The sequence below is a fragment of the Acinetobacter sp. LF10 genome (assembly GCF_048585715.1).
GTDB lineage: Bacteria > Pseudomonadota > Gammaproteobacteria > Pseudomonadales > Moraxellaceae > Acinetobacter.
Window position 1 is genome coordinate 2,145,462 of record NZ_CP184160.1, and the last position, 19,362, is coordinate 2,164,823.

Consider the following 19,362-nt stretch of genomic DNA (forward strand, 5'->3'; position numbering starts at 1 on the left):
CCCTGCACTAGTGCTTTAATCTTTTTTTTGGCATGATGAAAATGAACTCATAGTGAATAATGATGAATGGAACAAATGCGTTGGTTGGAATTGCTGTCTGCAATTCGTTTAGGCAGTAAAAAAAGCAGTACCGAATTGGCTCGAAGCCCCTTCCACAAAGATTATGACAGAATTATATTTTCCCAAAGTTTTCGTCAACTCAATAGAAAAACACAGGTTCATCCACTTACACAACATGACGGCATTCATACTCGACTGACTCATTCGCTAGAAGTTTCTTGTATTGGTCGTTCGCTAGGTATGCTTGCTGCTGAAAAAATCAAAGATGAATTACCAATGTGGATTTCACCAGCAGACGTTGGCGCAATCATTCAAGCTGCTTGCTTAGCGCATGATATTGGGAATCCACCTTTTGGTCATGCAGGTGAATATGCAATTCGTGAATGGTTTGATGATGCATCACATCGTGACTTTCTCAGCCAATTAACGCCCGAAGAATCCGCCGATGTTCGTCAATTCGAAGGCAATGCCCAAGGACTTCGCTTGCTTAGTCGGATTGACTATCACCCTGATGATGGTGGTATGCGTTTGACCTGTGCCACACTCGGTGCTTATTTAAAATACCCATGGTTATCTAAAACCATTGAAGAACAAGGCGATACACCCTCGCACCAAAGAGCAAAATTTGGTTGCTATCAATCTGAAAAAGAAATTTTAAAACAGTTAGCAGAGCAACTCGGTCTCATTCAGCTCGGTGACTATCATTATTGTCGTCATCCACTCACCTATTTATTAGAAGCTGCAGATGATATTTGCTACGCACTCATTGATTTAGAAGATGGCATTATTCTGAACATGTTGAACTATGCCGAAGTTGAGCCAATCTTTCTGAATCTAATTGCGGATTATGGTTATCCAGAAGAGTTGCATTTACCCCATACCACATGGCAGCAAAAAATCGCAGCTTTGCGTGGGCGTGTGATGAAGCGTTTAGTCGATGAAGTGACCACTGCATTTGCCAAACATCATTATGAAATTTTAACGGGTCAGCTTAAAGGCAGTCTTTTACAATATTGCTCACCCGATATTGAAATAGGCATTCAAACAGCGAAGAATCTTGCCAAAGATCGAATTTTTGAACATCCTCAAAAATCAGGTTTAGAAATTATCGCACACCAGAGTTTACAAACGATTTTGGATGCTTTTATCCCATTAACCATGCCACATAAGACCTTGAGCTTTAAAGAACAACGTTTGATGTCTATTTTGCAACATTCAGGCGTAAATCTGCAAAACAATCACTATAATAATATTATGCAAGTTCTAGATATTATTAGTAAGTTCTCAGACCACCAAGCCTATAGCTTGGCGCAAGAGTTACAGGGAAATAAAGTAGGTTTTTTTTAAATTAACAAATCACTATTCGTGTGCCATAATGGCACATAAAGTTCAATTTAGTAGGTGAATCATGTCAGCCTATCATCCCCGAATTACAGCTCGTGTTGATGAGCAAACACAAGCGTTATTGCTGCAAGCTGCCAATTTATTGGGTATGCCAAGTTTGAATGCATTTGTGCTCAGTGCCGCAATTGAAAAGGCGAAACAAGTTCTGATTCAAGAAAAAAGCTTACAACTCAATGAAAAAGATGCATTGGCATTAATAACAGCATTGGATCAACCTATTCAAGTTCATTCAAAACTCAAACAAGCGGCTCAACATTATCATCAAACACAAGAATGAATATTATTTTACTGGATAAACAACAGCATGATCGGCAACGTTTTGACTGCAAAAATCAGGTGTTGAATCAGTATTTAAATCAAATCGCTAGCCAAGAAGCACAAAAAGACAATGCCCGAACCTATGTCCTCATTGATCCCATCAACCCTGTATGGATTATGGGATTTTATACATTAACCATGACCTCATTAGACCTGTCATCGTTGCCACAAAACTTGCAAAAAAAACATGCTTTTGTGCATTCAGCAGGCTTAATTGCACGTTTGGCAGTGGATCATCGTTATCAGAAGCAAGGTCTAGGGGCAATTTTATTATTAGATGCCTTACACCGCCTATATCAAGCGAGTGCAATTGTGGCATTTCCACTGGTATTAGTTGATGCAAAAGATGGAATTGCTGAATTTTATCAACAATACGGATTTCAGGCATTGAGCCAATATCCAAACAAACTGTTTATGACAATGAAAGACATTGCTCATAACATTTCAACCTAATTTTTTAAATCATTTTACTTTAGAAGATAATTTCATGATCGGATGTTTAATTGGCGAAGTGTTTGCCCTAGAAGCCCCAACCGTATTGCTTAATGTAAACGGCGTTGGCTATGAAATAGATACGCCGCTTTCAACATTTTGCCAATTACAAAAAGGACAAAAAGTCACTTTATGGACACATTTGGTGGTTCGAGAAGATGCGCAACAACTGTATGGTTTTAATGATGCGCAAGAGAAAATTATTTTCCGTACTTTACTCAAGGTCAATGGTGTCGGCCCTAAAATGGCGCTCGGTATTCTTTCAACATTAAGCGTGGATATGCTCATCCATACTGTTGAACATGGTGATGTAAAAACACTGGTCAAAGTCCCGGGAGTTGGTACGAAAACAGCTGAACGCTTAATGATTGAACTACGTGATCGTTTTAAAGCATTTTCAACCACGACCGTTTCAAATAATACAGCGTCTGCTCAAATACAGTTCACTGGAAATTCTGCTGTTGCCGAAGCTGAAGCCGCTTTACAATCACTGGGCTACAAACCACTTGAAGCACAGAAATTGATTCAAGCCGTTAAAGCAGATTTTACCGAAGCAAGCGATATTATCCGAGCTGCGCTTAAATCATTGAATAAATAAAGATAGACTGAATTCATTATGCAAGACCGTTTAATCAGTGGTTCTGAAAAACCAGAAGATCATTTTGATCGTGCGATTCGCCCAACCTCTCTTGAAGACTATATTGGTCAGCCAGTGGTACGTGAGCAAATGGAAATCTTTATTGGTGCTGCACGAGGTCGGGGTGAAGCACTCGACCATACCTTGATTTTTGGTCCACCGGGCTTAGGTAAAACCACATTAGCGAATATTATCGCGCGCGAAATGGGCGGCAATTTAAAATCTACCTCAGGACCTGTGCTGGAACGAGCTGGTGATTTAGCGGCGATGCTGACTAATTTGGAAGAAGGCGACGTTCTCTTTATTGACGAAATCCATCGTCTATCCCCTGTCATTGAAGAGATCCTTTATCCAGCGATGGAAGACTATCAACTGGATATCATGATTGGTGAAGGTCCTGCTGCTCGTTCAATTAAATTAGATTTACCTGCATTTACCTTAGTTGCTGCAACAACTCGTGCAGGGCTACTCACCTCGCCTTTACGTGACCGTTTCGGCATCGTGCAACGTTTAGAATTCTATTCTGTTGAAGATTTAACCCATATTGTCACTCGTTCGGCAAATCTCATGGATGTTCCGATTACCAAAGAAGGCTCAACAGAAATTGCACGACGTGCACGTGGTACACCACGTATTGCCAATCGTTTATTACGTCGTGTTCGAGATTATGCGCAAGTGAAAGGCACAGGTGAAATCACCCAAGATATGGCGCAACGTGCATTGGACATGCTGAATGTCGATAAAGATGGTTTAGATACTTTAGACCGCCGTTATCTCAGTATGTTACTTGAGCGTTTTGAGGGTCGACCGACTGGTGTTGAAGCACTAGCAGCGGCAATGGCAGAAGACAGTGGAACGCTTGAAGATGTGATCGAACCTTATTTGATCCAACAAGGTTATGTGATGCGAACAGCACGTGGTCGTATTGCAACCAATATGGCGTATTTACAGTTTGGTATAACACCGCCTGAATAAAGACATTATAAAATGCGCTTTTATGGAAAAGTAACATAATATAAAATTTCTCATCTTAATATAAAATACATGTTTTCTTGCTATAATTATGTAGTTAAAAGAAATAAACTTCCATTTTAACTACATAAAATCTAATACATTAAGGTAAGAAAATGACGAATAAGATATTGGCTTCTGTTTTATGCTCTGGGGCATTATTATTAACAGCATGCGGTGGCGGAAGCAGCGACAGCACAAATAACCAAACAAAAAATGATAGTAAAGAAAAACTAGATTACAATAAATCAGAAACTATCGACATCATTAATGAACCTGTGGTAAATCTTTCCAATCAATCTGAAAATTTACTACTTAATATTGCAATACTTGCTGATGGAGCTTATGCGCGAGCCACTGCGATTGACTCTAAGTTACCCTGCATATCTGGCACAGCAACAGTGAATACAGACAATAGCGTAACGCTCAATAACTGTAAGCTCATGGCTGATAATACAGGAACGACGATCTCAGTTTCAGGTAATATCCAGTCTAATACTGCAAAATCTGGTACCTCAACCAAAAGTGAGCTTACCTTGACAAATATGAATATTGACACGGCAGATGAATCAATTTCAATCAATGGTAAATTAAAATATACATATACAATTATTAGTGACAACTTAACTCAAAGCTTATTTGAAACCAATCAAGCCACTTACAAGTTCATAGATAAAACAAATAACAACAGTATTTATCAATATACTCTAAACAATTATGCACTCACTTCAAATTTCAATGTATCTACTGGCAACATAGAAGATATAGCGAAAGGACAATTAAGTGGCGAAATTGGAGGTAAGGTTTTCTCTGTAAACTTTAACTCTAATTTTAAATTTTCAACAGAAAGTGATTTTTATGCTTTAAAGCCAAATGCTGCAAAAGTTGAAATCGTTGACCTCTATAATCAAAAAAATACCATATCAATTACTCAAACAATTGGTGGTCAAGCATTAGTGAGTGCTTATGCCAATGCAAAACTTGTACAAGGTTATCCAAAAACAGTTGATTGAAACGAGTTGTAATAATTTTTGTTCACCTTTTACTTTAAGCCCTAATCATTAGGGCTTAATTTTTCAATGATCTAGCAATATGTTATTTATTACTATTCCCATCCTCAGACTGACGCAATATCATTCCCTCAATTGCTTGCAGTATGCAGAAATAGGTTAAGGATATGGCTAATCATTTTGAATTTAATATTCGTGTATATATCGAAGATACAGATGCAGGCGGTATTGTTTACCATGCCAATCACATTCGTTTTATGGAACGCACGCGCACTGAATGGTTACGTGCAGCAGGCGTCGATCATTACTGGCATCAACAAGACTACAACTTCGTTGTACATCAAATTCAGGTGAAATATGTACGCCCAATATTAATGGATGACTTAATTACCGTTACAGCACGTGTTATTTCGTGTAAAGCCGCATCTTTTGTGTTGCAACAAAATATTTATCGTGGTGAAATCTTGCTGGCTTCAGGTGAGGTTACGTTGGCGTGTTTAAACAAAGAACTTATGCCGCGTAGACTTCCTGAGGAAATACGTGATCTGATTCAAAAAGAATTAGCACAGGACTAAAAATAAACTTTTCGGCACAGTGACTTATGGCAACTAATTTAGAATCTTCTCTACATATTTCTGACCTGATTTTACAAGCCAGTCCAGTCGTGCAATTGGTCATGCTAATCCTATTACTGGCATCAATTTTTAGCTGGTATTTGATTGCCAAATTACAGATGGGCTTTAAAAAAGCAAGTCAAAATGATGAGCATTTTCAAAAAATGTTCTGGTCAGGTGCCGAATTAAATACGCTCTATAACAACGCTCAGTTAAATTCCAAACGTAACGGCTTAGAAGACATCTTCTATCAGGGTTTGGGTGAGTTTTTTAAACTACAGAAACGCAAAGCAGATACCAATCAAACCATCGAAGGTACTGAACGTATTCTTCGTGTCGGTTTAAGTCGTGATCAAGGTGGTTTAGAACAAGGTTTGGGGGCACTTGCAAGTATCGGCTCTGTTGCGCCTTATATCGGCTTATTCGGTACGGTTTGGGGCATTATGAATGCCTTTATCGGTCTTGCCGCCGTTGATCAAGTTACATTGGCAACCGTAGCACCAGGTATTGCTGAAGCACTTATTGCAACAGCAATCGGTTTATTTGCAGCGATTCCTGCTGTGCTTGCTTTTAACCACTTCACTGCAAAAAGCGAATCAATTTATTCAGATCGTGCATTATTTGCCGAAGAAATGGTCGCTCTTTTACAGCGTCAAGCCATTGGATCGACACAGGAAGATGCATAATGGCGATTCAACGATCTGGGCGTTTTGAACGCATCAAAAAACCACTGAAAAGTGATATGAACGTTGTACCCTATATTGACGTCATGTTGGTACTTTTAGTCATTTTCATGGTCACTGCGCCTATGATTACCAGCGGTATCAAAGTTGATCTTCCCCAAGCCAATAATAATCCTATTGAATCGAAAGATATGCCTGCAATGGTAACGATTGGCAAAGATGGCAATATTTATTTGCAATACCAAGACCACGAAGATAGTGAGCCTCTTTCACTTGAACAGCTTGAAACTATTTTGAGTGATGCTCAAAAGCAAGCAGAACAAGAAAATAAACAACTCACTGTATTGGTCAATGGTGATAAATCTCGTCCTTATGGTGAAGTTGTTTCATTAATGGCAAGCCTACAAGAAACAGGTTTAACTCAAGTTGGTTTACTGACAGAGCCATTAAAATAAGTTATGAAAAAATTTCAAGAGCCACCTTTTAAACAAAATGCAATTGCGCTAGGTTTTACCCTTGGGGTACATGCAATTGCGATTGTTGGCTTGCTTTTCTTAGGTCTAAGTAAACCGCCTGAGCAACCTAAAAAACTGACCACAATTTTAGTTAAACCAGAAGATTTGCCACCGCCGATGGCTAAACCTGTAGAACAGGAAACAACAGCCGAAAATCAGGCTGAAGAAATACTCAGTCCAATCATTGATAATACTCAACCAGAAAACCTTCCAATCCCACCTGTTACACCTTCTGCACAACAACTCGCTGATGCTAAACAAAAAGCTGAGCAGCAAAAACAAGCTCAATTAGCAGAACAAAAACAGAAAGCTGAAGAAGCAGCAGCCCAAGCAAAACAAGCAGAAGAACGTCAAAAACAGGCAGAAGCTCAAGCCCAGAAACAACGTGCTGATGAGGAAGTAAAACGCAAAACAGAGCAAGCCACCAAAGACAAAGCTGCTGCTGATAAAGCTGCAAAAGACAAGGCTGCTGCTGATAAAGCTTCTAAAGACAAAGCCGCTGCCGATAAAGCTGCAAAAGACAAGGCCGCTGCCGATAAAGCTGCAAAAGACAAGGCTGCTACTGATAAAGCTGCAAAAGACAAGGCCGCTGCTGATAAAGCTTCTAAAGACAAAGCTGCTGCTGATAAAGCATCAAAGGACAAAGCTGCTGCTGATAAAGCAGCTAAAGACAAGGCCGCTGCCGATAAAGCCGCCAAAGACAAGGCTGCTGCTGATAAAGCAGCTAAAGACAAGGCCGCTGCTGATAAAGCTGCTAAAGACAAAGCCGCTGCGGATAAAGCTACTAAAGACAAAGCCGCTGCTGATAAAGCTGCTAAAGACAAAGCTGCTGCTGATAAAGCTTCTAAAGACAAAGCCGCTGCTGATAAAGCTTCTAAAGACAAAGCTGCTGCGGATAAAGCTGCTAAAGACAAAGCCGCTGCGGATAAAGCTGCTAAAGACAAAGCTGCTGCGGATAAAGCTGCTAAAGACAAAGCCGCTGCTGATAAAGCTGCTAAAGACAAAGCTGCTGCGGATAAAGCTGCTAAAGACAAAGCCGCTGCTGATAAAGCTGCTAAAGACAAAGCGGATGCCGAAAGAGCCGAAGCAGATGCAAAAGCGGCGGCTGCTAAAAAGGCAGAGCAAGAGGCAGCTCAAAAAAAAGCGGATGTTAAACGAATTGCAGACTCCACTAAAGCAGCGTTTAAAAGCAAAATTAGCAGAGCTTGGGAAGTACCTTTAGCTTCTCAAGGAAAATCAATTACAGTTAATATTTCACTTGATGCAAACGGGAATGTAATATCAGTTGTTGCGAATAGCAGCGATTCAGATTTAAAAGCGAGTGTAGAAGCCGCAGTAAAACAAGCATCCCCCCTACCAATGCCTGATGATCCAGATATTGTGAAGCAACTTCGTCGCGTCACAATTACATTCATTGCAAAACAGTAATGAATAGTTAACGTTACATGCTTTTAATAGAACAAAGCATGTAACTATGTTAAAAAATCAACAGCCACAAAAATACGAACACAAGTAATTGCAACTATGGATAAGACTCGTAAACACCTCATCTCTCTGGCAGTTTTTACTGCGATCAGTGCAATTGTTCCGACAGCAGCTTTTGCACAATTACACCTTGAAATTGCAAAAGCGCCTGAACAAGCGCCTAAAATTGCAATTATCCCTTTTACAAATGACAGCTCGCTTTACCCAATTATTGAGAATGACTTAAATCGTTCAGGTCGATTCACAAGCGCATCTCAAAACTTACCTGCAACTGCAAGCATCAACCAAATCCAAGCTGGTGATTGGCAAAATGCAGGTGTGCCCTATGTGGTAGTTGGTCAAATTAAAACCATCGATGCGAACACATTTGAAATCCATTACCAACTCTATGATGTACAAAAACAACAATATTTATTAAATGAAGTACTGACTGTACCAAGCTCTCGTGTTCGCCAAGCTGGGCATATGATCAGTGATGCGATTTACCAAGCTTTAACAGGTATTGCGGGTGATTTCAGCGGTCGTATTGCGTATGTATTACGTAATCCAGAAACCCCTGCTCAACGTTATACATTACAAATTGCCGATACTGATGGCGAACAACCTAAAACTGTACTGTCATCACGAGATCCAATCCTCTCCCCAACATGGACACCTGACGCTAAAAAAATTGCTTACGTCTCTTTCGAAACTAAACGTCCTGCAATTTATATTCAAGATTTAGCAACAGGTCAACGTGAGGTTTTGGCGAGCTTTAAAGGCTTAAATGGTGCACCAAGCTTCTCACCTGATGGACAATCCATGCTTTTCACTGCCTCTATGCATGGTAATCCTGAAATTTATCAGATGAATTTAAATACGCGCCAACTACAACGCATGACCAATGACTCAGCGATTGATACTGAAGCACGTTATGCACCTGATGGAAAATCATTTATTTTCACTTCAGATCGTGGCGGTTCTCCACAAATTTATCGCTATAGTTTTGATGATAGTTCAGTCAAACGTCTAACCTTCAAAGGTGCATTTAATGCACGGGGTACTTTAAGCGCTGATGGTAAAAAGATTGCTTTAGTTCATCGACCAAATGGCAGTAATTACAAAGTTGCATTACAAGATATTAATACAGGGATTACTAATATATTGACACCAACCAGTCTGGATGAGTCACCAAGTTTCTCTCCGAATGGACAAATGGTCGTTTATGCAACACGTGAAGGCAATCGTGGCTTACTGTCTATTATGTCTACAGATGGTCGTTTCCGTATGAATTTACCAAGCGAACAAGGTGAAGTCCGTGAACCTGCTTGGGCACCAAAATAAATTTGATCAATTGGAGAATCACATGAATATTAAATACCTGACACTTCCATTGTTGGCGGCGACAATTGCATTCACGGGTTGTGCAAGCCGTAAACCTGCTGCTGAAATCACAGCGGGCAATACAGCACCAAATACCTCAACCACGGTAAGCACTGACGGACTAAGTGAAGATGCTGCATTGAATGCACAAAACTTGGCTGGCGCTTCATCAAAAGGGGTAACTGCCGCGAACAAAGCATTTTTAGCGAAACGTGTTGTTCACTTTGATTACGATAGCAGCGATCTATCAAATGATGACTATCAAACACTTCAAGCACATGCTCAATTTCTCATTGCAAATGCCAATTCTCGTGTCGCATTAACAGGCCATACTGATGAACGTGGTACGCGTGAATACAATATGGCCTTGGGCGAGCGTCGTGCGAAAGCTGTTGAAAGTTATTTAATTACCAATGGTGTAAGCCCTCAGCAACTCGAAGCTGTGAGCTATGGTAAAGAAGCACCTGTAAATACAGGACATGATGAAGCGGCTTGGAAAGAGAATCGTCGTGTAGAAATTAACTACGAAGCCGTACCACCATTATTAAAATAATCATTTAGTATTTCAGTTTCCAATAAAAATGCTCACATAATGTGAGCATTTTTATTATCACTTTAATTATGATGAAGACTCAGGCTTCGGCTGAGGTTGCATCGACTCAATCATATCGTGTTTATTAAACTCTTTATATTCAGGCTTTGCTTCATACTCTTTCCAAGCATCTTGGACATTTTCTTTCGAAATCGTATCTAAGCTAATTGATTCGCTTGGCGTGGGGGTAGCTTCAAATTTTTTGGTTGACATCGTTCCTCTCCAAACTTCCTGTTTAGTATCCGACCAACATAGCATGTAATAGAATACTTGTAATCATAAAAGCAACATAAATAAAGTAAGATAATTTCTATTTTTGAGCGATCTCATCTAGAATAGCCACATTCTTTTTCTCAATTCTTTGACGCGGCTAAATCGGAGCGATTCAATATGTCAAACCTTACATTGTCCCAATATTTAGAACAACAAAATGGGAATTTGACACCAGAGTTGGCACAAGTCATCGAAACAATTGCTGCAACATGCCAAACGATTGACCAAGCACTACAAAAAGGTGCTTTGGCTGGCATCTTAGGTAGTGCTGGCAATGAAAATGTTCAGGGTGAAACCCAAAAGAAATTAGATGTTATTTCTAATGATTATCTTATTGATGCATTAAAAGCACATCCACAAGTAGGTGGATTAGCTTCTGAAGAGTTAGATGACTTCACACCTGCTCAAGAAAATGGCAAATATTTAGTGTTATTCGATCCACTCGATGGTTCGAGCAACATCGACATCAACATGTGTGTGGGTACAATTTTCTCAATCCTTCCTGCTCAAAATTCAGTGACTCAATCGGCTGACTTTATGCAAGCAGGTACAGAACAAGTCGCTGCTGGTTATGTGCTTTATGGCCCATCAACAATGCTCGCACTTACTGTTGGTGCTGGTGTTGCATTCTTTACATTTGATCCAACGTCTCAAGCATTTCTACTTACAACTGAACAAGTACAAGTTTCAGCAGATACACAAGAATTTGCCATCAACTCATCAAATCAACGTCATTGGGAAAACCCTGTAAAACGCTATATTGATGAACTTTTGGCTGGAAAGACTGCTGTCCGTGAAAAAGACTTTAACATGCGTTGGGTCGCATGTATGGTTGGTGATATCCACCGTATCTTATGTCGTGGTGGTATCTTCCTTTACCCTTATGATTTAAAAGATCCTAAAAAAGCAGGTCGTTTGCGCTTAATGTATGAAGCAAATCCAATGAGCATGTTAATTGAACAAGCTGGCGGTGCTTCTACGACAGGTCGTGTTCGTATTATGGAGATCCAACCAACAGAATTACACCAACGCGTTCCTGTTATTATTGGTTCTAAAAACGAAGTTGAACGCGTAACAAGCTATCATTAATCGGCTAAAATTTATTTTGAAGTTTTAATCGTTAGAAGCATCATTACTCATAACTTGAGTAAACCAAAGCAACTCAGGCTTTGGTAAAAATAAAGATGATTTAGGTTTTACTGAGCTTGCGCTACGTTATTCATAGCGCAAGTTTTGCTGAATTTCTCTAACAGAAAAATAGGCAAAACCCGTATCAAGTTGAAATATATCAACTGAAATATCAGACACAGTACCCCCTCAAACAAGATGAGAACTCGGCATAACACCTCATCGTCATCACATTAGTTAAAGTCTTATTTTATTGAGTATATTTTCATGGCAGTCATTTTTTTAGAATCAAAAGACAATGCGAAAATTAAACATTTGCGTGGATTAATTGAACTCAACAGCGCTCGAAAAAAACATCAACAAACCGTTCTAGAAGGCACACATCTCTGCTTAGCATGGCTACAACAACAGAAAAAACTTTTTTCTTTATTTACAACAGAACAAGCACTAGAACATGCTGATCTACAAAAAGTAATCGAATTGCACCAAGGCCATGTATTTGTGATTAGTGAAGTGCTCTATAAAGATTTGAGTACTTTAGGCACAACACTACCTTGTTTAGCGATTGTTGATCTCCCTAAAACATCATTAACAATTGATTTTAAAGCTGATACTTTAATCTTAGAAAATGTTCAAGACCCTGGAAATGTTGGTACGCTATTGCGTTCGGCTGCCGCAGCCAATATTAAACAGGTAATCTGTACACAAGGCTCTGCTTCACTTTGGTCACCACGAGTTCTCAGAGCAGGTATGGGCGCTCACTTTAGCCTACATTGTTTTGAAAACTTTCAATTAACAGATATTCTTCCTAAATTTCAAATCCCTGTGTTTGTTACAAGCTCACATCAGTCTACAAATTTATACACAAAGGATTTAACACAAACATGTGTCTGGATTTTAGGCAATGAAGGACAAGGTGCGAGCGATTATGCTTTAGAACATGCTCAAGCTGTTGCTATCCCCCAACCTGGTGGACAAGAGTCTCTCAATGTTGCGATTGCAGGTTCAATTTGCTTTTTTGAAATGGTTCGCCAACGTCAATAAAAACGTTAAATTATTTTAAATACGATTTTTTTAATGAAAAAATCCATTACACTCATAAAATAATTGCTTAAGTTGTCAACGCATCCACCATTTTCAACGTTATATGATTAATGAATTGAAATAATGGTGGGTATCCATGACAGGATTTTCCATCTCTATGGATTTAGCACCGAAACAGGCTCGAACTGAAAATGGTACTGATTGTAGTACTGTTGAACAACGTCTGCGTTTTTTTATGCAAGACGTTACAGGTCGTGCACTTGTGATGATGGAAAGTGCAACACAGGGACAGCAAGGCATTGCGATGGATTTGGTACAAGAAGCCTTTATCTCATTGCATAAATCATATTCAGATAAAAGTATTGAAGAATGGTATCCATTGTTTTATACCATTTTAAATAACAAATTACAGGATTGGAGGCGCAAAGAAGCGCGTCGAGCGACTCCTTTCTCATTATTCAAAAAAATTAGCTTAGACGATGATGATGAAATTATTGATGTCGTAGATGAGTCTACCCCCAATCCATTTGAATTTCTTAATCAAGAAGTCACAATGGATGAAATCCAAACAGCAATTAACCAATTACCAGTACGTCAACAACAAGCATTTATGTTAAGAGCGTGGGAAGGTTTTGATACGGCAACCACCGCTCAAATTATGAATTGCAGTGAAGGTAGTGTAAAAACCCATTATCATCGTGCAATCCAAGGGCTTAGAACTGCTTTAGTGCATTTAAATCCACATACGGGAGGGTCATCAAATGAATAAAGATGAGTTCACTAAATCAGTGACTTCCAAACTCGATCAACTAGCAAAAGAGCAACATCACAAAAAAATGTTAGTGATGAACCATGTTCTAGACACTTTTCAAAAGAAACCAACATCTTATTATAGTCTGTGGAAAATGGGAGGCTTTGCTTTAGCAGCAGCTCTTACTGGTATCGTTGTATTACCAAGCTCTCTACAACTGACCGATAAGCCACAAAGTCAGGTCGTCGTAAATCCAAAACTTTCACCACAAATGGTTGAAGATATGGAAATGTTGATGGTACTTGGTGAGGATAAAGTTCCACATGGCAGCTAAGAAAATAGCAATTGTTGTGTGTACACTCAGCTTACTTCAAACAAGTTTTGCTGGTTCTGAGCGTTTTTGGGTGTTCTCAAAATCAAATAAACCAACCGCAGAAGAAGCTTGGGATGATTTATCTCCAGAAGAACAACGTGTTCTCATTAAACGTTACCAAAGCCTAAAAGAAATTCCAACAGACCAAAGTTCTCAGCTACAACAACGAATGGAGTGGTTTACCCAGCTTCCAGAAGATGAAAAACAAAAAATGCGTGATGTTTGGCAAAAACTGGGAACTCAAGAGCGTAATACTTTGCGTAAACGTATGCAAAATGCCACTGCCGAAGAAAAAGTAAACATCCGTGAAGAATATTTAAGCAAATACTCTGAACACTAATTACTTTTAAATATTACTCTTTTGCTGTATGCATTTAATTTATAATTTGAAAGTATAAAAAAGAGCGCTTTTAAAGCGCTCTTTTTTATTCAATCTTACTTTTTATAACGACGATATGCTAGTAAACCCAACAAACTTAATGCAGAGAAGATACCCATACTCCCTCCGCCGCTTTTCGCAGGTCGAGTATCATCTGAGGTGGTTGCAGTGCTAATAACTTTCACGGTTGCTAAATTTGACAGTTTTGGTGTCTCATCATTATCATAAACTTGATAATTAAACGAATAATTAAATGGATTAAAAGTATTTACTTCTTGAATATAAATATTTCCGCCATAACACGTTTCTTTTTGATCCGGAGCAGGACATTTACCTTTACGATCAGCAGTAACTATTAGATTTTTTGTTGGGACATTCGATAATCTTATCGGTAATTCTACCCCATCTTCATTTATCCAAAAGTCTGACTTATTAGGCTTTGTTTCAGGACCTTTACCACCTGGACCTGTATCACCTGAATCATTAGCTAATTCTAAAAGATTCAATTTTGCGATTTCTTTTTGCTGATACTTTAATGTCACAGATGTATCTTTAGCTTCAGGTGCTTGATTCGTAAATGAGGCTTTAATTAAGCCTTTAGTCTGAATTGTATGATCAGCTTTATATTTGATGGTGTAACTACATAAAGCTTGCTCACCATCCTGTGTAATTGCATCATCTTTTCTATATACAATAATTTGTTGAATTTCAGGCACCCAACTACAAACTAAATTTTCGTCTTTGCGAAAATTTAGTTTCCCCTCAATAGTACTACCGACGCCTATTGTTTCCACCTCAATATCATACAATTCCGGACTAAAAAAATCTAATCGGTGACTTTCATCAGATAAAGCAACCTCATGTGGTAATGGAAGTTTAAATGATTGTAAATCGATATAAACAGCTCGATATTTAAAATTTTCTTTTTTATCGTAATATTCAACTAATTTTTTATATTGCGCTAAGCGATATTTATAGTAAGTAAGATATTCCTGATCATTCGGATTCTTAACTAGATTATCAAAATAATCATTTTGAGTCTTATAATCACTTATTAATTGACTTAACGATCCATTAGTAATGCTATTAATATCACCAGCTGTTAGTCGCATCAACTCTACGGAACCAATATCACAAGTATTTTTTGCATCAGGTTGATAAAATAATGCTCTATCAGCAAATCTAGCTAATCCACGTTGATCATAATCACTACAACCCGCAACACCCTCAGCAGTTACATTCACTAAATCTTTCTTATCAGTACCTGTTTGAGCTACCCTCTTCGGATAATAAATAGGTAAAAACGCTGTATACTGGGAAGCTGGAACTTGATGACTTAATATTGTATCCATAGGGATATTAGTTAAATCAATATTTGTCTTATTATCCTTTAAAATCAGATCTGGTAAAGCACATTTACCATTATTGGCCAACGGAAATGCATTATATATTGCACCTATCCCTACATTTTCCTCTTTTGCAGCGTCACCTAATAAATAACGACAAGAGTAAGCACCTTGATTATAAGCAAGAACATTAAAGAGTAGGGTTTTTAATCCAATTTTATCATATAAAAAAGTTGTAAATGCTTTATTTTCAACAATAGTATTGCTTGTTAATGATAATACACTACCATTACTTAATATACTTGAATCATTTTGATTTTCTGTTCCAGCTTTTGTATCACCCGTGAATTTTATTAAATTACCTTTACTAGAGTTAGCAATATTTTGAGCAATTGTATTTGCTTTTAATTCTGTTTTAGGCAATAGACCACAAAATTCAAACATACTTAATGAATTTTCTGATCCATTTTTTATCAAACTACTTGCTGTAAAACTAATATTCCGCTCTAAATAAGTATTATCACTCTTACAAGCCATTGCAATAACACTTCCTACGAAAGCATCATTACCCTCAAATAAACTATTAGAAATTGTAGCAGAAGCATTCAATCCAGCTAAATAAATTGCACCACCTGCGCCAGTAGATGCTTTAGAGTTTAAAATTCGAGTACTTTGTAAGGTGATATTTCCACCAGCATAGATAGCACCACCATTTCCCTGATTAGGTGCAATACCATTAGTAAGTATTAAATTTGTTAATGCTAAAGGATTTTTTCCACCCGTAGTATTAAAAATTCGAGAGTTTTCAGCTTTGATAGTAGTTTTAAGTTCAACTTGTGCAGGGTATTGATTCGCAACATCATTAATCAAAACATTCTTTTCATTCCAATTAGCTGGAGCTGCCCCCCAAATTCTCACCTCTGAATCAGGTATTAGTTCACTTTTTAATGTGTACTCACCGGCTTCTAATTGTATATCCTGCGTATTGGAATAAATATCGGCAACAACACAACCGTGTGCAGATACACGAGTTTTTGCAACTTTCAAGGCTTCTCTGATTGAACAAAGCGAATCTTCTTCATTATCATCATTAAAAGTAGTCACTTTAATTGGTGCTGTTGCACCATTTGTAGCAGCTAATAATGGCATAGCAGAAATAACCATCAATGCTAATAAGGTTTTCTTATAATTTTGCATCTCATCCATCATCCTTGATTATGATTTAAAACGTCTGAATCCAATCAAACCGAATATTATGAAAATCCATCCAAAGTCTATACTACCAACATTTACAGTTTTACTTTGAAAATTATTTGGTGGGTCTTGGACAATCGTCGTAGGAATATCAATATAGTAATTTGAAGGGTCATTAAGCCTAGTGATCGTAGTGATTACACGGATATTAAATTTATCTGCACCATGCCAATTACTATAGGGAACATAAACAATATTACCTTTTAAATCAATGGTCAATTTACCTTTAGACTTTGTTTCAGTTTGTTCAATTTCAAGACAGCCTGGTTGCCATGGTAACCCATTAGAATCTGTGTCTCTCTTAAAGATTATTTTACATGCATCAGGAGCAACCAACTCCCCATCCAACAAACTATTTGCAATACTGAACTTAGCGAGTTGACCATATAAAATATCTTGACCAGCAATTTCTACATCATTACGATTTACGACTAATTCAATTGCACCCAAATCGCATAATTCACTATAAATACTTCGTGCCTTACCTCGCTGATCTGAAGTTTCACAACTAATCGCTCCTTTATTTGTTCCATCACTAAAAATACGTCCTTTATTGATGATTAAAGACTCAGATAATGAATTATAAGAAGTCAATAGTCTTGGTTGAAAAAAACCTAGCATTTGATCTTTAGGAATTGCATATGGGCACAACAATCCTTTATCCTGAGGTAAATCACAATCTCCTTCCATTTGACTACCAGCAAGCAAATCAGTATTTAATAAAAAATTTGGTAGTCCAGCTGGAGCATTACGATCACAATCTATTTCTGTTAAATTACTTTGAATAACTGAAGAGTCATTAGTATCTGCAACACAGTTTTGATTATTTTTAGCTATGATACTGTTTGAAATAAATGCACTATTCTCTAATTTAGCTTGTGTTGTATCAGTGGCAGGGGTTGAAATCCATTTTGGAGCTTGCAAATATAATCCTGAATCATTATAGATCATCGTAATATTATTGATGACCATTCCACCTCGAATATTTGCTACATAACCTCCCTTATTATTAAAAATGGTGGAATTCCTAATTCCAAATGCTCTTAATGTTAAGGCGTTCGAAATCGCAGTATCACTATAAGCATTTTGAACATACAAAATGCTTCCATTTGCTTTAACCTCATTATTACGTATAACTGATTGTGTAATAATATAACGAGGAACTTCACTATAAATAACCCCACCTTGATCAGCCTTATTATCTTCAAAAATAGTATTATTTACACTAACAATTCCTGCAGTTTTTTTATCAGAAAGTAAACCTTTATTATATATAGCCCCCCCCAACTTTGCATTTCCGCCCATCAATCGAGAGTATTGAATTGTTAATATCTCTCGATTTGAAATCAAACCGCCTTCAATTACTTTTTGTGATGATCCTTTTAAATTTAATTCATTCAAGTTAACTACTAATGGGTCTTTTTCAACATCATTATCATCAACAATAAGTAAGCTTTCGGTACCTACCATTTTAATAGTAGCGTTATTTAAACCCTTTTTTGTATCATTAAAGCTTGTGCTAGCAGCGGTTTTAACTGTCATTGCGGCTTTAACTTCAAGTGTTTTACTCAAAGCATATTCTTTATCACGTTCTAGGATAATAATCGATGAAGCATCTTTATTACCGCAACCATGATAACCATTTTCAAATTCTTTTTGGGTACGATTATTTAAGAATGTTACAGCTTCACGTAATGAACAAACGGTATCATCTTTGTCTTCATCAACTAATGTTGTAACTTGAATATCCGCAGAATATACATGTCCAGTAATCGCAAATAAAGCGCAGGCAAGCGTCCGTTTGAGCATACCGTTCTCCTTCTATTTTTCATTTTTCTTAGTATTGCAAACTACAAATTTGCAACGACATTCCTTTGTGCGTACTTTGTCATAGCTGTCAAAATTACTCAAGAAATTTTATGCGATTAGTGATATTCATCAATCAGAGCAAAAATTTGCTTAATCGTTGTATTTGAGAGCTTTGTTTTCTCACCTTTCAACATCTTTTCAAGTTGGGCTAATGTCTGTAATAAAATAGAAGCTTGATGTGGCCCATTACTCAACAAATAATCAATAATTTGTTGGTCAAAATGAATTCCTCGCCTCGTCATAACAGAGTGTAATAAAGCCTGTCGATCCGTATATGAGCTTCCATTTGGTACTTTGACACTCACCGCTTGAGTCAGTCTCGACTGTAAGTCAGGTAATTCTAATTTTAATTCTATCGGCGCTACACGAGATGAAAAGACCAGTTGTCCCTCATGATTATTCATTAAATGAAAAACAGCTTTTTGCCAATGAGGTACACCACTAATTGCATCAATATCATCTAATGCCACTAAATCATAAAATTCTAATGAAGTAATCGCTTCAATGGGTGCATCTAATAATTCTAATAATGAGACTTTTATTGCTCGACGACCTAATTCTAAATATGAATCACAAATTGCAGAGAGTAAATGACTTTTACCTGTACCAGCACCACCATAAACATAAAAGCGATTTACCAGCCCAGTATGTAACTGTCGTATCGCATCAACTACATGACCCCACCCTGGCCCCGAGAAATCGCTAATTCGCGCATCGAGCTGTGGTTCTATATCTAGTTGTAGTTGACGCATATCGTTAATT

21 protein-coding genes are annotated in these 19,362 nt (G+C 37.8%); 17 read left to right on the forward strand and 4 right to left on the reverse strand.

The features are described 5' to 3' along the window. Positions 1 to 66: 66 nt before the first annotated feature. The 12 genes from ACN19N_RS10455 to pal all read left to right on the forward strand — a co-directional run bounded on the left by ACN19N_RS10455 (position 67) and on the right by pal (position 10,144). Positions 67 to 1,407 (forward strand): deoxyguanosinetriphosphate triphosphohydrolase, encoded by a 1,341-nt coding sequence (locus tag ACN19N_RS10455; protein WP_420001278.1) that lies wholly within the window; start codon positions 67 to 69, stop codon positions 1,405 to 1,407. Between the two features lie 61 nt (positions 1,408 to 1,468). Further along, a complete protein-coding gene (locus ACN19N_RS10460) occupies positions 1,469 to 1,741 on the forward strand; it encodes a DUF1778 domain-containing protein (RefSeq protein WP_269238237.1) in 273 nt (90 codons plus the stop codon). Then, the gene (locus ACN19N_RS10465; RefSeq protein ID WP_420001279.1) at positions 1,738 to 2,235 is read left to right on the forward strand and encodes a GNAT family N-acetyltransferase; all 498 of its coding nucleotides are present in this window, start codon (positions 1,738 to 1,740) and stop codon (positions 2,233 to 2,235) included. Before ACN19N_RS10460 ends, ACN19N_RS10465 begins: the two co-directional genes overlap by 4 nt. 34 nt (positions 2,236 to 2,269) lie before the next feature. Beyond that, entirely contained in the window at positions 2,270 to 2,872 is a 603-nt protein-coding gene (gene ruvA / locus ACN19N_RS10470; RefSeq protein ID WP_420001280.1) for a Holliday junction branch migration protein RuvA, read from the forward strand. 18 nt (positions 2,873 to 2,890) lie between these two features. Next, positions 2,891 to 3,886 carry a Holliday junction branch migration DNA helicase RuvB gene (ruvB, locus tag ACN19N_RS10475; RefSeq protein WP_420001281.1) on the forward strand — a complete coding sequence of 332 codons (996 nt, stop codon included), beginning with the start codon at positions 2,891 to 2,893 and terminating at the stop codon, positions 3,884 to 3,886. A 152-nt stretch (positions 3,887 to 4,038) separates the two neighbouring features. Then, positions 4,039 to 4,935, forward strand: a complete 897-nt coding sequence (locus ACN19N_RS10480; protein WP_420001282.1) for a hypothetical protein — start codon at positions 4,039 to 4,041, stop codon at positions 4,933 to 4,935. Positions 4,936 to 5,099: 164 nt separating this feature from the next. Then, a complete protein-coding gene (ybgC, locus tag ACN19N_RS10485) occupies positions 5,100 to 5,507 on the forward strand; it encodes a tol-pal system-associated acyl-CoA thioesterase (RefSeq protein WP_004661168.1) in 408 nt (135 codons plus the stop codon). A 26-nt stretch (positions 5,508 to 5,533) separates the two neighbouring features. Next, entirely contained in the window at positions 5,534 to 6,232 is a 699-nt protein-coding gene (gene tolQ, locus ACN19N_RS10490; protein ID WP_420001283.1) for a protein TolQ, read from the forward strand. After that, a complete protein-coding gene (gene tolR, locus ACN19N_RS10495; RefSeq protein ID WP_420001284.1) occupies positions 6,232 to 6,684 on the forward strand; it encodes a protein TolR in 453 nt (150 codons plus the stop codon). The genes tolQ and tolR overlap by 1 nt, the downstream gene beginning before the upstream one ends. A gap of 3 nt (positions 6,685 to 6,687) precedes the next feature. After that, positions 6,688 to 8,172: a cell envelope integrity protein TolA gene (gene tolA / locus ACN19N_RS10500; RefSeq protein WP_420001285.1), complete on the forward strand. Its 1,485-nt coding sequence runs from the start codon at positions 6,688 to 6,690 to the stop codon at positions 8,170 to 8,172. Positions 8,173 to 8,268: 96 nt separating this feature from the next. Continuing rightward, positions 8,269 to 9,552, forward strand: coding sequence for a Tol-Pal system beta propeller repeat protein TolB (gene tolB, locus ACN19N_RS10505; protein ID WP_420001286.1), 1,284 nt, complete (start codon positions 8,269 to 8,271; stop codon positions 9,550 to 9,552). 22 nt (positions 9,553 to 9,574) lie between these two features. Continuing rightward, entirely contained in the window at positions 9,575 to 10,144 is a 570-nt protein-coding gene (gene pal, locus ACN19N_RS10510; protein ID WP_018677182.1) for a peptidoglycan-associated lipoprotein Pal, read from the forward strand. A gap of 66 nt (positions 10,145 to 10,210) precedes the next feature. On the opposite strand, the gene ACN19N_RS10515 is transcribed toward pal, so the two are convergent. Then, a complete protein-coding gene (locus tag ACN19N_RS10515) occupies positions 10,211 to 10,396 on the reverse strand; it encodes an NF038105 family protein (RefSeq protein WP_018677181.1) in 186 nt (61 codons plus the stop codon). 177 nt (positions 10,397 to 10,573) lie between these two features. Between ACN19N_RS10515 and ACN19N_RS10520 the strand changes: the two genes are divergently transcribed. The 5 genes from ACN19N_RS10520 to ACN19N_RS10540 all read left to right on the forward strand — a co-directional run bounded on the left by ACN19N_RS10520 (position 10,574) and on the right by ACN19N_RS10540 (position 14,092). Then, positions 10,574 to 11,545, forward strand: coding sequence for a class 1 fructose-bisphosphatase (locus tag ACN19N_RS10520; protein WP_293745331.1), 972 nt, complete (start codon positions 10,574 to 10,576; stop codon positions 11,543 to 11,545). Between the two features lie 306 nt (positions 11,546 to 11,851). After that, complete coding sequence (locus ACN19N_RS10525) at positions 11,852 to 12,628, forward strand: TrmH family RNA methyltransferase (RefSeq protein ID WP_241335284.1); 777 nt, start codon at positions 11,852 to 11,854, stop codon at positions 12,626 to 12,628. A 157-nt stretch (positions 12,629 to 12,785) separates the two neighbouring features. Continuing rightward, positions 12,786 to 13,397, forward strand: a complete 612-nt coding sequence (locus ACN19N_RS10530) for an RNA polymerase sigma factor (RefSeq protein WP_420002381.1) — start codon at positions 12,786 to 12,788, stop codon at positions 13,395 to 13,397. Further along, a complete protein-coding gene (locus ACN19N_RS10535) occupies positions 13,390 to 13,713 on the forward strand; it encodes a hypothetical protein (protein ID WP_420001287.1) in 324 nt (107 codons plus the stop codon). Before ACN19N_RS10530 ends, ACN19N_RS10535 begins: the two co-directional genes overlap by 8 nt. Beyond that, a complete protein-coding gene (locus tag ACN19N_RS10540; RefSeq protein WP_269229944.1) occupies positions 13,703 to 14,092 on the forward strand; it encodes a DUF3106 domain-containing protein in 390 nt (129 codons plus the stop codon). The genes ACN19N_RS10535 and ACN19N_RS10540 overlap by 11 nt, the downstream gene beginning before the upstream one ends. A gap of 95 nt (positions 14,093 to 14,187) precedes the next feature. Here the strand turns inward: ACN19N_RS10540 and ACN19N_RS10545 are convergent, their stop codons facing one another. The 3 genes from ACN19N_RS10545 to hda form a co-directional block, all read right to left on the reverse strand. Beyond that, positions 14,188 to 16,674 carry a CSLREA domain-containing protein gene (locus tag ACN19N_RS10545; RefSeq protein WP_269238245.1) on the reverse strand — a complete coding sequence of 829 codons (2,487 nt, stop codon included), beginning with the start codon at positions 16,672 to 16,674 and terminating at the stop codon, positions 14,188 to 14,190. 18 nt (positions 16,675 to 16,692) lie between these two features. Next, entirely contained in the window at positions 16,693 to 18,540 is a 1,848-nt protein-coding gene (rbtA, locus tag ACN19N_RS10550; RefSeq protein WP_269238246.1) for a rhombotarget A, read from the reverse strand. 116 nt (positions 18,541 to 18,656) lie between these two features. Beyond that, entirely contained in the window at positions 18,657 to 19,352 is a 696-nt protein-coding gene (hda, locus tag ACN19N_RS10555) for a DnaA regulatory inactivator Hda (protein WP_004661138.1), read from the reverse strand. Positions 19,353 to 19,362: the final 10 nt, after the last annotated feature.